The organism is Collinsella aerofaciens (genome assembly GCF_005845035.1).
In the GTDB taxonomy this organism is placed as follows: domain Bacteria; phylum Actinomycetota; class Coriobacteriia; order Coriobacteriales; family Coriobacteriaceae; genus Collinsella; species Collinsella aerofaciens_I.
In genome coordinates, this window is the sequence record NZ_SPFO01000009.1 from 63,473 (window position 1) to 79,828 (window position 16,356).

The window sequence follows — 16,356 nt, forward strand, 5'->3', positions numbered from 1 at the left end:
CGACTAGTCGCCGGGGACACTCATTGGGGACGTACTTAAATGAGTGGCAGTTGGGGAGACTCCATGCCGAATGTGGCGGCTGCCGAATGTGGGTGCCGTCCTTGCTACGCCACGGTCACGGCGACCTGGGCGTAGCGGCTGCAGGGGCGCTCGGTGCGCGTCTGCACGGTGAGGGTGAGCACAAAGCGGTCGCCGGGCTGCGCGTCGGCGGGCACGATAAAAGTGGTGCTCACCGTGCATTCCTGCCACACCGAAAGATCCTGCACGCCTGCATAGCTCGACGGGTCCATGGCGACATCCCAATGTGCATCAAAGCCCTTGCCGTCGGGGTCGACGATGGTCGCTGCAAGGGCGACGCGCTCGCCTGCTGTGGCACTGCGGTCGGCCGTGGCCTCGACAACACGTGCCGGATGCGAGCAGATGGCCGGATCATGAGCACACCATTGCGCGCGGGCGGCGAAGTCTTCCTGATAGGCGCGCAGGTAAGGATTGAGGTTGCTGCTCGCGGGTGTACCCAAGGCGGCAAAACCAGTGGGTGCGTCCGAGTCGGGGTGACCGTCGAGGAACATGCGGCCGAGCAGTGTGTCGAAGCCGCGGTCATCGATACCGCGCAGGCCAAACGGCAGCAGCGGAATATAGGTCATGCTGTCGCCTTCGCCCATAAAGTCGCAGCGCTCAAACTGCATCGCGGGCACGCCTTCTAGACCCCAATCCAGACGGGCATGCTTGCCAAACTGAAAGCGCTCGGGCTCGTTTTCGTAGACCTTGCCATCGCCATAGAGCATATAGCGCGCCATGAGGGGGCCGTTGCCCTGCGTGAGATTCTGCTCGGGCCAAGGAGCCTGAAACAACGGCAGCGAATCGGGCTGCGCCATCTTGGCGTCGACATAGCCGCCATACATATAGGGCACGCGCCAAAAGATGAGCTCGGGAAAGAGCTCGCGTCCATGGTCGAGCCATGAGTTGTCCTGCCCTATGCCATCGGCAACGCCCATCACGCGCACCTTCTGATAGACCCGCTGCTGCACGGCGGGCCATTCGGGCGTGGCGCGATAACGCTCGGCGATGCTCATGAGGGCGCGAACGATGGTGTTCATGCCGCCCCAGCTGAGCAGCCATAACGTACGCGGATCATCATCCAAAATCGCCTGCGCAATTACGCGAGACCCCTCAGTTTCCTCAGTCACATCACCCTCAAAGGCAACATTTCCCACAAAGGTGCGCTCGATCATCTGGGCGGGCGAGGGAAATGGCGGCTCGCCAGCGGCGTTCGCATTCGCCTGCAACTGCGGCCAAGCCTGGGCATACTCATTGCTCCAGAGACTCTCAATCCAATGTTCGGGAAACGGACGATACTCACGAAGCTCCCCGGCCAGCGGATCGGGCTCATGAGGCACAACAGCCCACTCGTAAGAGCGACGCCCCTTAGTCCGCCAATGCGAATTAACCTCGCCGAGCGTATGGACGCCATCGCCAAGAAAGTGATACTGCGAAGCCGTATACACCACAGCCTGAACATCAAGCACATTAAGATACAGAGCCAAATGAACGAGCGAGTTCATATCGTCGACTTCCATATCAGTAGTAACAATCACCCGAGTTAACTCTTGGGACATAGGAACAGCTCCAATCAAAATCAATTCAGCCAGTTACGCGCAAGGCAAGACGGGACCCACGCCCCCATCGCCGCCGACCCGGCGTGCTGCCGGAAGCGCCCGGCCAGGGCCAACGACAATGGCAACGCAGCGGGGACCGGGGCTTAGTTTTGCAAACATTCCGCAGGGGGCATGGGCCGGCGCAGCGCGAAGCGCAAGGCGCCGGCCCATGCATGCCCGAGGACGTTTGCAAAACTAAGCCCCGGTCCCCGCGCCGGGATGGATTATCTATTGACCCTGGCCGACCACTCCCAGCAGCCCACCGGCTCGCCGTCGATGAGTACGTTGCCCCCGTCGAAGTCTTGATAACACAGGTCGTTGAATTGGTGGATCCACACGCCGTGGTTGAACGTCTTCTTAGGCGAGCCGTCGGCCTCGCGATACACGCCGGTCAGGTCCTCGACATGGCTAAAGTAGGTGAGGTGCACGTTGGCTCCGGCGTCACGCAGGCGCGCCGTGAGCGGCAGCACGGTCTGTTGCGGAGACACGAGCTCGTCGCCCTTGGAGTGCGTAAACCACAGCGGCGTCTTGGCGAGCGCAGCTACGTCCTCGTCGGTGGCGTTGTACCAGGGGGCACAGCAGGGAAGGCCTGCCGCGAAGAAATCGGGGTAGTCGGCGCACAGGCGCAGGGTCATAAAGCCGCCGTTGGAAAGGCCGGCGACCACGATGCGGTCGGTGTCGATTCGGTCGGCGTGCTCGGCGACAAACTCGTCGATGAGTGCCTTGAGCACGGGGGAGTAGATGCTCTGGTTGGAGTGACCGAGCTGTTCGGCGCCGTTATCCATCCAAAACGTGGGCGACTGCGGCACGAGCACCCAGGCAAAGCCGCCAAAGTAGCGCTGGATCTGGCGCTGCGAGAGGGCAGTCACGCGGTTGCCGATATAGGCGCGCGCGGGGCCCTCGCCTTGCGTGGAACCCTTGCCTTCACCGGCGCCGTGCAGGTACACCACGAGCGGGGCCTTTTGGGGCACGACCATGGCCTCGGGCGCGAAGGGATTGAAGCAGGCCGAGTCCTCTGCCTTAAAGCTGGGCTCAAAGAAGCCGTACTCGAGTGCGATGCCATTGACGGCGGTCTTTTGTACGGCATTGCTCCAGCCCTTGAGCGCGGGGCAGATGTCGCCGCGACAGGTATCGAAGACCAGGCCGCAGGTGGGGTCGTCGCCGTCGTTGCCGGGAAGAGCCGCGAGCTGCGTGATGCGCAGCTGGTCATCGAGCATGCGCGAGCCCAGGACGCTGCCTTCGATCTTTTTGGTCAGGCGCTGCTCGGCGACCTCGAGTGCCACATGGGTGCCCACGGCGAGCTTGCGGCCGTTCTCGTCGCACGGATACGCGGCGAGAACGTCGATGTAACCCACGGAGGGCGCGGCATGGTCGGCGCCGTGCTCCTTGCGCATCAGGACCTCGCCCGTGCGCTCGTGACGCTCTGCATATATATGGAAAGTGTTCGCATCGATATCGTTGGCGCGCACGGTGCAGGGCAGGTCGAGAACGACCTTGCTGATCCAGGGGCCAAAGTCGCCCAAGGTGGTGACGGTTGCGTAGGTACACGATTTGAGTTCCATGAGCTGCCTCCTTTGTGTCGCAAATACTAAACAATCGCGGCAATACAATCTAAACATGTTTAGTGTAAAGCAGAATTAGAGAATAAGCAGATGAACTCGGTAAACGGTCAAATCAAACACTCAATGAACTACTAAACACTCGTTTACTACTATCTAGCAGGGCTTTTGTTGATGAGTCAACAAGGAATTTGGGTGACAGATTATATAAAATCCCACGTAGACGGCCATTTATAAATAAACAGCACTATATGTAATGCCTTGGCATTCAATTACGTTCACCCCCGATTTCCTACCGTTCACCGGACTGCAAACGGCAAAACTGCCACAAATTCAACGCTGCGTGTAAACTAAGCGCTGTAAACGTTCAGTAAACAGATTGTTTACGACAGCGTATCCAAGGGTTCGGTAACCGTAAGGGGTTATAGTCACCGGGCCAAAGGCGTGCCTGCGCCCAAGCGATTAGGCACACGATGATATGGGGAGGGGTCCCATGGCAGTAGATAACAAGCAGATTGCCACCGATGTCCTCGAGCTCGTGGGCGGTGCGGAAAATGTCACCGTCGCCACCAACTGCATGACGCGCCTGCGTCTGACGCTCAAGGACAACAACAAGGCCGACGTGGAGAAGATCAAGAAGGTCAAGGGTGTTCTGGGCTGCCAGTTCGCCGGCAGCCAGCTCCAGGTCATCATCGGCCAGAACGTGCCCAAGGTGCTCGCCGAGTTCGTCGCCATGTCCGGCGTCAAGCAGGGTGCCGCGGTCGACGAGAACCTCGACGCTCCTAAGGAGAAGTTCGAGCTCAAGAACCTGCCCAATATCATCCTCGACTATCTGTCGGGCTCCATGACCCAGCTGATTCCGCTGCTCATGGCCGGCGGTCTGTTCCGCACCATTGCCGCGGTTCTTGGTCCCACCATGCTCGGCGTTATCTCCGATACCGATCCGACCTATACGTTCCTCTACACCACCCTGTACGAGGCCACGTTTACCTTTATCCCCATCTACCTGGGCTATGCCGCCGCTAAGAAACTCGGCGCCACCCCGGTGCTCGGCATGCTCCTCGGCGGCGCCCTCATGGCCCCGTCTGTCGTGAGCGTCGCTACCCAGGAGGGCGGCGGAATCATTTCCGTCTACGGCATCCAGATCGCTGCTGCCAACTACCAGCAGTCCGTCCTGCCGATCATCCTTTCGGTGCCGGTCCTCTACTTCATCGAGAAGTTCTTTAAGAAGGTCATGCCCGACGTGCTGTCCACGGTCTTCACGCCGTTCTGCACCATGATTGTCACGATCCCCATCGCCTTCATCGTCCTCGCTCCCATCGGTAACGAGCTCGGCAACGTCATCGCCAATGCCCTCTTTGGTCTTGCCGACCTTGGCGGTATCGGTATCCTGATCGTCATGGCCATCCTCGGCGCCTTCTGGCAGCTCTTCGTGGTCTGCGGCATGCACATGCCCGTCATCCTGCTCGCTCAGGTTCAGATCATCGCCGCCGGCTACGATCCCTTCGTCTTCGTTTCCACCAACTGCGCTATGGCCGCCGTCTGGGGCTGCGCCTTCGGTGCCTTCCTCAAGATGAAGAACCCCGACGAGAAGGGTCTTGCCCTGGGCTACGTCATCTCCGCCATCGCCGGCGGCGTCACCGAGCCCGCGCTCTTCGGTATCCTCATGCGCTTCCGTCGCACCATGCTCGGTATGTTCATCGGCGGTGCCATCGGCGCTGTGTTCTCCGGCCTCATGGGTGTTACCTACTACTTGGCCGGCGGTGCCTCCAACTTCCTGGTCTTCACCAACTACCTGCAGGGTGGCCAGATGAACACCGTCTGGGCTATCGTCGGTATGGCAATCTCCTTTGTCATCGCAGCTGCCGTCGTCTTTGCCACTGGCTTCTCCAAGGAGGAGCTCGCCGAGATGGAGGCCTAAGGCCAAACCATTCGGTCACATACGACCTTACCTACACGACAGGGCCCCGTCAGGCGCAAGCCCGGCGGGGCCCTTCTTACAAGGTAGACTGATTGGGATGGGAGGTGCCCGCCCACAAGGGCTTGCTAAACGACGGAGGCTTTCGCGCGGGGTTACCGCGAAAGAATCTGCCGGTTCGCAACTCCTTTATCAAACGAAAGGACATGCAGATGAGTTTGGGAAAGCTGACCGTTAACGGTCGTCAGGACGGCTTTTTGTGCGAGGGCAAACCGTTCTTTTGGTTTGCCGATACGTGCTGGAGCGCGTTTACGAGCATTACCGAGGCCGATTGGGACTACTATCTGACCCGTCGCGCCGAGCAGGGCATGAACGTGCTGCAGATCAACACGCTGCCGCAGTGGGATCGCTGCTGCCCCGATCTGGGCATTTGGCCCTATGCCAGCGAGGACGGCGTGCATTTTGATTGGTCCCGTCCCAACCAGGCGTACTGGGATCGCGCCGCTGCCATGTGTCGCGCTGCCGTCGAGCATGGCATTCGTCCGGCGCTCGTACTTATGTGGTGCAACTACGTGCCCGGTACCTGGGGCGCCAAGATTGCCGAGCATTGCGGTGCCGAGGTTATGCCGCGCGAGGAGGTCCGTGCCCACGTTGCCCGCGTCGTCGAGAACCTGGGCGAGTTCGACCCCGTCTACGTGGTGACGGGCGATACCGACTTTACCAGCGACGAGGCGATCGCCTATTACGAGGACGCCCTCGACGAGGTCATCAAACGCGCGCCCGAGGCGTTGCGCACCATGCATATCAACCGCGGCAACCGTACCATCCCGGCACAGTACCTGGATCGCTTGGACTTTTACATGTTCCAGCCCGGTCATAACTACGAGGGCCAGCCCGAGGCATGGCGCCTGCCGCAGGACTTTATCGCCAACTACCCCAAAAAGCCGATGGTCAACTCCGAGCCCTGTTACGAGCAGATGGGTGCGTCGCGCAACGTGTACTGGCGTTTTACCGCGCAGGACTGCCGCGCGAGCGTGTGGTCGTCGATCCTTGCCGGCGCCAGCGCGGGTGTGACCTATGGCGCGCACGGTGTTTGGAACTGGCAGACCAGCAAGAGTCAGGGCTCGGTGCTGGGCGAGGGCTTCGACATGCCGTTCCGCTGGCAGGAGTGCCTGCAATTTGCGGGCGTTTGGGACTTTGGCGCGATCGAGCACGTGCTTGCCGGTCTGGGTGCTACGGCTGGCGACGACGCACTTGCCGTGGTCCCCGCGCAGGAGCTTCTCGATGATGCACGCGAGGCCATTCGCGTGGCGCGCGTTGGCGATCGTGTCGTCACGTACCTGCCGCGCACCACGGCGCTCAAGTTTAAGCTCGACGGTGCATGCGGCTGGACGGCGACGGTCCTCGACATGGAGGACAAGCGCATCGCTAAGCTGCCCGTCCGCGACAACGGTGACGGCACCGTGCGCGTGGCTCAGCATCCCTTTGAGCACGACGCCCTGGTGATCCTGACCCCCAGGCGCTAACGGCTCTTCTCCAACATTTACAATCCAGCCCCTTTCATTCCGCCGCACTCATTGGGGACACTCATTGGGGACAGACTTAAATGAGTGGTCATTGGGGACGTTCTTTGGGAGGGCAGTTTGCGTGGCGGTTATGTGGCCCACGGTGAGACCTACGTCGGCGATATGTTGCTTCGTCTGACCAAAGTAGAGGCGTAAAACAGAGAGATAATCGGCTCCAGGCGCGATTTACCGCATGACCATCATAAGGGGACAGCCCCTGTGGTGGTCGTGGCGACGCGCGTCCGGGGCCATGGCGCGTGAGGGGCGAATATGCAGGAGTTCTTTGGAATCGATGTGGGCGGTACGGCCGTTAAATGGGCTGTGCTGGGCGAGGATTTTTCCATCCGCGAGCGCGGGAGCCTGTCGACGGGCTTTACCACGGCTGAGGAGACGGTTTCGGCGCTAATCGGGTTCGTCGAGCCGTACCGTGAACGCGTGAGCGCCGTAGGCGTGAGCGCACCCGGCGGTATCTACGAGGGAGATGTCACGGGAACGATCCATCGCGGCGGTGCGCTCACGTTTATGGACGGCTGCCCACTGGGAAAGCTCATGCGCGAGGCGCTGGGGGTGCCGGTTGCCGTCAATAACGACGGTAAGTGCTGTGCACTCGGTGAGTATGCGGCTGGCGCCCTGCGCGGGACGCGTTTTGGCGTGGTGCTCGCTATCGGCACGGGCATCGGCGGCGGTATCGTCCTCGACGGCAAGGTCCTGCGCGGCGCGCACTGCTTTGCAGGCGAGTTCAGCTTCTTGCGCAACGATGTCACGACTGCCGCGAACATGGGAAACTCCTTTGCCGATTCGGGTGGTTGGCGTGCGCTCCGCGATGCTGCCGTTGCCGAGAAGGGGCTGCCTGCGGGTTCTCCGGTGGACGGCCGCCGCGTCTTTGAGTGGATCGCGGATGGCGACAAGGCGGCACAGCGCGCGCTCGACCGCTACGCTCGTGCCTTTGACGGACAGCTCATCAACCTGCAGGCCGTGCTCGACCCCGAGGTCTTTGTGATCGCAGGCGGCATCTCGTGCCATCCCGAGCTCGTCGATGCCCTGCGTGCGCAGATGCCGCTGGCCCTCGCGGGTTACGAAGGGACCCTTGCCGGCATTCCCGTGCCGCAGATTAAGGTGGCCGAGCTCGGCAACGACGCCAACCTTTACGGTGCTGTCCAGGAGGCCATTCGCCTGGTGTAGCGTGAGCCAAACGAGGCTGTCAAAAAAAGATAAAGGCCGGCGTAAAGCGCCCCCATTCCCTTAGCACAGGAAATGGGGGCGGTTTAATTTGAGGCGGGACTTTTTGACCGCTTGATGGGTCGCGCGTCACAGCAGCTCGCCGTGGCGGGCGATGTAGCGGCGCTTTGCTAGCTGGGTGAGCGCGATGTAGGCGGTGACGATGCCGACGAGCAGTGCGAAAAAGCTCGTGGGCAGCGTCGTAAGGCCGAGCGCATCGGCGATGGGGCTTGCCGGCAGCCAGGTGACGAGCGCCAGGCCTAGTACGGTGAGAGCGCACAGCGCGGACGCGGCGTGGTCGCGCAGGCTCGGCAGGCGCGGGGAGCGCAACATGTGGACCACGAGCGTCTGCGACCACATGGACTCGACAAACCAGCCGCTCTGGAAGATTGCGGCGAAGGTCGTCATACCCGCGGCGTTGCCCGCGGCGGCAAGCTCGGACCAGCTTGCGCCCACGGCGGCGGGGCACACCACAAAGAAGAGCGCGGCGAAGGTCACGATGTCAAACAGCGAGCTCACGGGGCCCAGCTCGAGCATAAAGCCCTTGATGGACGCGGCGTCCCAGGCGCGCGGGCGGGCAGTCCAGGCGTCGTCGACGGTATCCCACGGCAGCGCGATGCACACGATCTCGTAGACCAGCGACAGCAGTACCAGCTGCAGGGCGCTCATGGGCAAAAACGGCAAGAACAGGCTCGCGACGGTCACGGACAGCACGTTGCCAAAGTTGGAGCTCACTGTGGTCTTGAGGTACTTGAGCAGGTTGCCGTAGGTGCGGCGGCCTTCGATGATGCCGCGTTCGAGCACGCCCAGGTCCTTCTGAAGCAGGATGATATCGGCGGATTCCTTGGCAATGTCGACGGCCGAATCGACCGAGATGCCGCAATCGCTCGCACGCATGGCGGCGGCGTCGTTGATGCCGTCGCCCATAAAGCCCACGGTGTGGCCGAGCAGCTCGCGCATGACGCGCACCAGGCGTGCCTTCTGCAGTGGCGAGAGCTTGGCGAAAAGGTGAGTTATCTCGGCGCGCTCGGCAAGTTCGGCGTCATCGAGTGCATCGATCTCGGAGCCGAGCAAGACGTTGCTCGCGTCGATGCCGATCTGCTCGCAGACGGTGGCGGCGACGCGATCGTTGTCGCCGGTCAGGACCTTTACCGCCACGCCCTTGGCTTCGAGGGTGGTGACGGCGCCCGCGGCACTTGCTTTAGGTGGATCGAGGAAGGCCAAAAAGCCCATCAGCACCATGTCGCATTCGTCGGCGATGCCAAACTCGCCCACGCAGCGCGGATTGGTTTTCTGCGCCACGGCAATTACGCGTAGGCCCTCGGCGTTAAGCCCGGCGACCTGCTTGCGAATCTGGGCGAGCCTGTCTTTGGTGAGCGGCTGGGCGATGCCATCGACCTCGACAAAGGAGCAGATCTCGAGCATTTCCTCGGCAGCTCCCTTGGTAACCATCTGGGTTTTGCCCTGGGCGTCGGCTACAACTACGCTCAGGCGACGGCGCGAGAAATCGAAGGGCACCTCGTCGACCTTGGTATAGCGGTCGCGCAGGCTCTGACCCAGCATGGAATCGGGTGCGACGGTCGAGGGCGTCACGTCGGCACGGTCGATTACGGCCAGGTCGATAAGGTTCTTGAGGCCGGTCTGGAAGAAGCTGTTCAAAAACGCATGACGCAGCACGCGTGCGTCCTCGTTGCCGTCGGTGTTGAGGTAGCGCTCGAGCACGATGCGGTCTTCGGTGAGGGTGCCGGTCTTGTCGCAGCACAGGACGTCCATCGCGCCGAGGTTTTGGATTGCCGGCAGCTCCTTGACGATAACCTGGCGGCGGGCGAGGTCCTTGGCGCCCTGCGACAGGCTCGTGGTCACGATGACGGGGAGCATCTGCGGCGTGATGCCCACGGCCACGCTCGTGGCGAACAGCAGCGCGTCGATGACGTTGCCCTTGGTGGCGGCGTTGATGGCAAAGACGGCCGGCGCCATAACGAGCATGAGGCGTACGAGTAGCATGGAGACGCTCGAGACACCGCGGTCAAACGCGCTCTTCTCGCCGCGCCCGTTGAGCATCTTGGCGATGCTGCCCAGGTAGGTGTCCGAGCCGGTGGCAACGACAAGCGCCATGGCGGTGCCGTTTTGCACGGAGGTGCCGGTAAAGACGATGTTCTTGCAGGCGGAGAGCGGCAGCGCGGAGCCGTCGGCACCCTCGACGACGGTGATGGCAGCTGTCTTCTCGACGGCCTCGCTCTCGCCGGTGAGCGCGGACTCGATCACAAACAGATCGCGCGCGGTGATGATGCGGGCATCGGCCGGCACCATATCGCCGGCAGAGAGACGGATCACATCGCCGGGGACGAGCTCGTCGAAGGGGATCTCGACGCGCTCGCCGTCGCGCAGGGCGGTGCAAGTGTTGGAGACCAGGTCCTTGAGGGCCTCTGCCGCATTGCCGCTGCGGGCTTCCTGGATAAACTTCATGCCGCCCGATACCAGCAGCATGATGCCGATGACGATGACCGTGGAGGGGTCGCGCTGCGGCTCGGGCACGGCGAGCACGTCGATGTAGAGCGAGACCAGCGCGAGCGCGGCGAGGATGCCGGCGAAGGGATCGATGAACGCGTCGGCGATGCGGCGGGCGAGCGTCTTGGTCGGTGCCTCGATGGTGCTGGGGCCGGAGGCGTCCAGGCGCTCGGTTGCCTGCTCGGCGGTGAGGCCGTTTGCCGTGGCGTCAAGCAGTACGAGGGCGTCCTCGGCGCTATGGGTGGCGGCGAATATGGTGTTCTTGGACAGGCCGGTGTGAGCGGCAGGGCGCGCCGTGCGGCGGCGCCTGGAGATAGCTTCGAGTACCGTGGCGGTTTTGAGCATCAGCATAGGGTCCTCCTTGTTGAAGGGAGTTAGCGTACGTGTCGTATTTGCTTCAAAAAACCTAGATGTCGCTCACGTCAAGCTCGCGAACCACCACAAAGGGGACAGGCACCTTTGTGGTGGTTTTGACGATCGGTTCGTGGCGCTTATGCGAATACGGAATCCTCACGGCGTGCCGAGGGCGACATGCAGGTTTTTCGACTAGGACTGCCTTCCATGGCACACCTCCTTAAGGCCGGGCGCAGCGCGCTTTGGGTATCTCGTACCCGTTTCAATCCGCCCGTATTCTTGATGAGGGGTTTTGACATGTCAACCCCCATTGTTCAGAAAACCATCGTCTCCGACAAAGCTCTTACAGAATGCCGTGGCCTCAAAGCGCGCCCGCATCGACGCCCTGCCTGCGCTAAACTGGAGAGCACGTACGCGATTACGAGAGGAGCCCGCATGGAGGCTTACAAGCAAGAGTTCATCAAGTTTATGGTCGAGTCCGACGTCCTTAAGTTCGGCAGCTTTACGCTCAAGAGCGGCCGTCAGTCCCCGTTCTTTATGAACGCCGGCGCTTACGTGACGGGCTATCAGCTCAAGAAGCTGGGCGAGTATTACGCCCAGGCTATCCACGATAACTTTGGCGACGACTTTGACGTGCTGTTTGGGCCGGCCTACAAGGGCATTCCCCTGGCCGTCGTGACCGCAATTGCCTACCACGAGCTGTACGGCAAGGAGGTCAAGTACTGCTGCGACCGTAAGGAGGCCAAGGACCACGGTGCCGATAAGGGCAACCTGTTGGGCTACGAGCCCCAGGACGGCGACCGCGTGGTCATGGTCGAGGATGTCACCACCAGCGGCAAGTCCATCGACGAGACCTATCCCAAGGTCAAGGCTGCTGCCGACGTCGAGATCAAGGGCCTCATCGTGTCCCTCAACCGCATGGAGGTCGGCAAGGGTGGCGTGACCACCGCGCAGAAGGAGATCGAGGCCAAGTACGGTTTCCCCGTCGCGAGCATCGTCTCCATGGCCGAGGTCGTCGAGACCCTCTACAACCACGAGATTGACGGTAAGGTCGTCATCGACGACGAGCTCAAGGCCGCCATCGACGCTTACTACGAGCAGTACGGAGCTCGTTAGTTACGGCGTTTTGCCAAACGCCGTAACCGGCCGACGCTGCGCGCCGCCCAGGGCGACAATTTGTCATTCAAAAGGCGAGGCATGACCAGAGGGTCAATGCCTCGCCTTTTTCATGCCAACTTGTTCGCCCTGGACGTCGCTCGCTGTCCGTCCTCTACCTGCGGTGTTGCCTTGCTCCGGATGGGTAGTCATTGGGGACGTTCTTAAATGACTACTTGCTCTCGTTAGATAAGCGTCCGAGAACCACGCTCGTCGCTACTTAAGCCCCGGGAGGCGGGTGTAGGGGAATGAGCGCTCTAGGAACTCGGAGCAGCGGGCGTAATCTTTGGCGAAGTAGCTGCTGTAGAGCGAATCGAGCACGTATTGCACGGCGATGTGGCTGGCGAACTGCGTGATGCGATGCGTCATGCTCTCGTGGTCACTCACCGTAAGGTAGGCGGCAAAGCCGGGGTGAATGCGCGCGCAATAAGGTGTGCCGATGACGATGACTGGGACATGCCGACTGCTGAGGATCGGCAAGATGTCCTTGAGGTTGGGGGCAAGGCCGCTGTAGGAGATGACGATTGCCGCATGGTCGGGACCCGAGGCGAGCGCCGTTCGCACCTGGGCCTCGCCACCGTTGTGGCACGTCGCGCTTTTACCGGCGGAGAGCAGGCGATCGCGGAACATTCCCGCTGGATAGAGGTTGTGCGAGCCCGTGTAGATGTCGACCTGTCGGGCGTTCGCGATGAGCTTGGCGGCGTGGTCAAGCTGCGTGGGGTCGAGCAGTTCCTGCGTTTCGGCCAGCGTGGTCTGGTAGAGCCCCTCCATGCGCTCCATAACCTGCGCAGGGGTGGACGTGGCGTCGAAGGGAAAGTTGATGTCCACGTCGCGCCGATTGCCCGATTCGGTTGCCAGGCGGATGAGCTCGACTTTGAGATCCTTAAAGCCCTCGAGGCCGAGCTTTTTGCAAAAACGGTGCACGCTCGCAACAGAAACATTGGTGCGCGCGGCAAATTCCTTAATAGAAAGTCCGCGGATGTCCTCGCCGATGGCAAGGGCTGCAATGCCGAGCTGTTGCTCGGTAGGGGTAAGGCCCTGTGCCTCGGAAATCTTGCGTTTGATATCCATACGAACTCCCACACTCGCCAAACCTGCCAAAAAGGGACAGGTTTATTTTGGCACGTTTCGGTCGGTATCAGGAAGTATCAGGGACGGGGCGGCGGCAGGACTTGAGAACGAAAAGAAGTGTCGGGTTTGGCACCCCTGCCCCTGCCTGCCGCGCGCGTGGGCGATACTCAGCTTATCGACCCGCGATGCAAAGGAGATGCTCATGGCAAACATCAAGTTCCCCGAGGGCTTCTATTGGGGTGGCGCCACCGCCGCCAACCAGTTTGAGGGCGCTTGGAACGTGGACGGCCGCGGTCCTTCCGTCGACGACCACTTCCTGGGCGGCAGCTACAAGGAACCGCGTCAGATTACGGTCGACATCGACCCCAACCGCTTCTATCCCAACCATGACGGCATCGATTTCTACCATCACTACGAGGAGGACATCGCGCTGTTCGCCGAGATGGGCTTCAACATGTTCCGCATGTCCATCTCCTGGAGCCGTATCTTCCCCAACGGCGACGATGCTGAGCCCAACGAGGCCGGCCTCGCCTTCTACGACCGCGTCTTCGACTGCCTGCGCGCCCACAACATCGAGCCGCTCGTGACCCTCTCACACTACGAGATGCCCTATCACCTGGTCGAGAAGTACAACGGCTGGGCGAGCCGCGAGCTCATCGGCTTCTTTGAGAAGTACTGCCAAACCGTCTTCGACCGTTACCAGGACAAGGTCAAGTTCTGGCTCACCTTCAACGAGATCAACTGCGGTACTCAGGACATGGGCAACCTCTTCGAGACCAGCATGATTCAGGGCTTTGAGGGCCCGGCTTCGGCGGTTCACACCACGCCGCAGGCCCGTATGCAGGCGCTGCATCACCAGTTTGTCGCCAGCGGTCGCGTGGTGCGCTATGCCCACGAGCATTACCCGCAGTTCAAGATGGGCAACATGGACTGCTTTATCCTTTCCTATGCCGCCACGTGCGATCCGGCCGACGTGTTCGCCACGCAGCAGGAGATGAACGCCATGAACTGGTACTGCTCCGACGTGCAGGTGCGCGGAAAGTACCCGTTCTATGCCAAGCGCTTCTGGGCCGAGAACGATGTTGAGCTTGTGATGGAGGACGGCGACCTGCAGGATATCGCCGACGGCAAGGTCGACTTCTACACCTTTAGCTACTACATGTCCGGCACCGTGGGCACCCACAAGGACCACGAGATGACCGAGGGCAACATGACCTTTGGCGGAAAGAATCCCTATCTGGAGTCCACCGACTGGGGCTGGCAGATCGACCCGCTGGGCCTGCGCATCGCCCTCAACGAGATTTATGCTCGCTACGAGATTCCGCTGATGGTGGTCGAGAACGGCATGGGCGCTTACGACGAGGTCGAGGAGGACGGCTCCATCCACGACCCGTATCGCATCGCCTACTTGCGCAGCCACATCAAGGCCATGGGCGAGGCCATTGCCGACGGCGTTGACCTGATTGCCTACACCTGGTGGGGCCCCATCGACCTGGTTTCCGCTGGCACCGGCGAGATGCGCAAGCGCTACGGCTTCATCCACGTCGATAAGTACGACGACGGCACCGGTACCTACGAGCGCCGCCGCAAGGACAGCTTCTTTGCATACCAGAAGATCATCAAGTCCAACGGCACCGAGGGCCTGGAGTAATCGACAATATGAGCGCCACTGGGGAAATGGTTTTGGGAAGGGCTTGGAAGGGCTTGCGATTCGAGCCCTCACCTTAGCAATTTGATCATTTGGCACTATAATCACCATAGGCATGCGCATAACGTTGCGCTTAATCAAGAGGAGAAAACGTATGGGTCTGTTTGACATGTTTAAGAAGAAGGCTGAGCCCGCGGCTGCCGCTGCTCCGGCCTCCATCTCTGCTTCTGCCGGCGCCGACGTGCTGTGCTCGCCCGTCAAGGGCAAGGTCATCAAGATGGCCGACGTGCCCGATCCCGTCTTTGGTGGCGAGGTTCTGGGCAAGGGCTGCGCCGTGTGGCCCGAGGACGATCTGGTCTACGCTCCCTGCGACGGCAAGGTGACCGTCACCATGGGTCACGCCGTGGGCCTGCAGTCCGATAGCGGCATCGAGGTCCTGGTGCACGTTGGTGTCGATACCGTCAACATGAACGGTGACGGCTTCGAGGGCTTCGTCAAGGCCGACGACGTCGTGAAGGCCGGCCAGCCCTTGCTCAAGATCGACCGCGCCAAGATCGCTGCTGCCGGCTACAAGGACTGCGTCGTCGTGGCTGTGTCCAACACCGCCGAGTTCGCCGACGTCGAGCTTACCGTCGAGGCCGAGTCTGCCGTCGCTGCTGGTGACGCCATCGTTAAGGTCGTCCGCAAGTAAACTGCGACATCCAAAGGATGTGCAAGGGTGGTCGAATTGTCCGACCACTCTTTTTTATTACAATGCGGCGGAACGTTTTATTGCGCGTTGGGCGGACCGGTAAACCGTTCGGACGTTAAATCGAGCCGACTGCGCCTTTGCTTTGCCGGGGGTGTTCGTTAGCGGCTAGTATGGCCTTATTGTTACGACGTGCACCGCGTCGGGAAGCGCGGTGCCGCTTGTTGGGAGGAATGTCATGAAGAAGAAGCTGCTGCTTGCGCCCCTGATGGCTGTTCTGGTCGCGTGCGTGGTTGTGCTTTCCGGCTGCGGAGGTCCTTCGGTTGAGGAGCTCATCACCGAGGATCTTACGACGCAGTTTGACGAGGTCAAGAACGGTGGCGACGACTTTCTCGCCGGCCTGGAAGAGGCCTCGGGTGACGAGTTCGAGCAGCTGGGCATCGATCCCAAGGAGTACGCCAAGAGCTATCTCGAGGGCTTTGACTACAAGATCGGCGACGTGACGGTCGACGAGGACAAGGGCACCGCAACTGCCGAGGTCACCATTACCTGCAAGTCCATGAACCAGATCGTTGAGGATTTTGCCACTCAGTACCAGGAGAAGGTCGCCGCGCTCGATTCGATGCCTTCCGATGACGAGCTGTACAAGATGGCCGGTCAGGTTATGGTCGATGTGACCAAGGCTGCTAAGACCAAGGACACCAAGGTCGCCTTCAAGTACTCCTGCAATGACGACGGCGAGTGGTCTGCTGACGATTCCGCAACCAACGAGATGATGAATGCCATGATGAGCTAGGGGAGTTACGCGGTTCTACGAACCGCGTAACCAGTTGACGCTGCGCGCCGCCCAGGACGACAATTTGTCATTCAAAAGGCGAGGCATGACCAGAAGGTCTATGCCTCGCCTTTTTCATGCCAATTTGTTCGCTCTGGCGACCGCTCGCTCATATGACCCAATCCGCTGTCAAGAGCCACAATGGCCCCGCCGACCGCTTGCAATCGGTCGGCGGGGCCTGC

The 16,356-nt window shown here is 61.0% G+C and carries 11 protein-coding genes; 7 read left to right on the forward strand and 4 right to left on the reverse strand.

The window, feature by feature from the left end:
• Window positions 1–104: 104 nt before the first annotated feature.
• Both FGQ67_RS05900 and FGQ67_RS05905 read right to left on the reverse strand, forming a co-directional pair.
• Window positions 105–1,595, reverse strand: a complete 1,491-nt coding sequence (locus FGQ67_RS05900; protein ID WP_171025221.1) for a nucleoside hydrolase-like domain-containing protein — start codon at window positions 1,593–1,595, stop codon at window positions 105–107.
• Between the two features lie 284 nt (window positions 1,596–1,879).
• Window positions 1,880–3,217: a prolyl oligopeptidase family serine peptidase gene (locus FGQ67_RS05905; protein ID WP_138340568.1), complete on the reverse strand. Its 1,338-nt coding sequence runs from the start codon at window positions 3,215–3,217 to the stop codon at window positions 1,880–1,882.
• Between the two features lie 490 nt (window positions 3,218–3,707).
• Between FGQ67_RS05905 and FGQ67_RS05910 the strand changes: the two genes are divergently transcribed.
• From FGQ67_RS05910 to FGQ67_RS05920, 3 genes are all read left to right on the forward strand, one after another.
• The gene (locus FGQ67_RS05910) at window positions 3,708–5,135 is read left to right on the forward strand and encodes a PTS transporter subunit EIIC (protein ID WP_138340569.1); all 1,428 of its coding nucleotides are present in this window, start codon (window positions 3,708–3,710) and stop codon (window positions 5,133–5,135) included.
• A gap of 209 nt (window positions 5,136–5,344) precedes the next feature.
• Complete coding sequence (locus tag FGQ67_RS05915; RefSeq protein WP_138340570.1) at window positions 5,345–6,658, forward strand: glycoside hydrolase family 140 protein; 1,314 nt, start codon at window positions 5,345–5,347, stop codon at window positions 6,656–6,658.
• A 309-nt stretch (window positions 6,659–6,967) separates the two neighbouring features.
• A complete protein-coding gene (locus tag FGQ67_RS05920) occupies window positions 6,968–7,879 on the forward strand; it encodes an ROK family protein (protein WP_138340571.1) in 912 nt (303 codons plus the stop codon).
• A 126-nt stretch (window positions 7,880–8,005) separates the two neighbouring features.
• On the opposite strand, the gene mgtA is transcribed toward FGQ67_RS05920, so the two are convergent.
• On the reverse strand, window positions 8,006–10,774 hold the full coding sequence (gene mgtA, locus FGQ67_RS05925) for a magnesium-translocating P-type ATPase (RefSeq protein WP_138340572.1): 2,769 nt from the start codon (window positions 10,772–10,774) through the stop codon (window positions 8,006–8,008).
• 438 nt (window positions 10,775–11,212) lie between these two features.
• Here mgtA and pyrE point away from each other — a divergent pair, with 438 nt between their 5' ends.
• Entirely contained in the window at window positions 11,213–11,893 is a 681-nt protein-coding gene (gene pyrE / locus FGQ67_RS05930) for an orotate phosphoribosyltransferase (protein WP_089573524.1), read from the forward strand.
• A 255-nt stretch (window positions 11,894–12,148) separates the two neighbouring features.
• Here pyrE and FGQ67_RS05935 read toward each other — a convergent pair whose 3' ends face one another.
• Window positions 12,149–13,003 carry a MurR/RpiR family transcriptional regulator gene (locus tag FGQ67_RS05935; protein ID WP_138340573.1) on the reverse strand — a complete coding sequence of 285 codons (855 nt, stop codon included), beginning with the start codon at window positions 13,001–13,003 and terminating at the stop codon, window positions 12,149–12,151.
• A 202-nt stretch (window positions 13,004–13,205) separates the two neighbouring features.
• Between FGQ67_RS05935 and FGQ67_RS05940 the strand changes: the two genes are divergently transcribed.
• The 3 genes from FGQ67_RS05940 (at window position 13,206) to FGQ67_RS05950 (ending at window position 16,135) form a co-directional block, all read left to right on the forward strand.
• Window positions 13,206–14,654 carry a glycoside hydrolase family 1 protein gene (locus FGQ67_RS05940; protein ID WP_138340574.1) on the forward strand — a complete coding sequence of 483 codons (1,449 nt, stop codon included), beginning with the start codon at window positions 13,206–13,208 and terminating at the stop codon, window positions 14,652–14,654.
• Window positions 14,655–14,805: 151 nt separating this feature from the next.
• Window positions 14,806–15,342 carry a PTS sugar transporter subunit IIA gene (locus FGQ67_RS05945; RefSeq protein ID WP_138340575.1) on the forward strand — a complete coding sequence of 179 codons (537 nt, stop codon included), beginning with the start codon at window positions 14,806–14,808 and terminating at the stop codon, window positions 15,340–15,342.
• 235 nt (window positions 15,343–15,577) lie between these two features.
• Window positions 15,578–16,135, forward strand: coding sequence for a hypothetical protein (locus tag FGQ67_RS05950; protein WP_138340576.1), 558 nt, complete (start codon window positions 15,578–15,580; stop codon window positions 16,133–16,135).
• Window positions 16,136–16,356 lie beyond the last annotated feature (221 nt).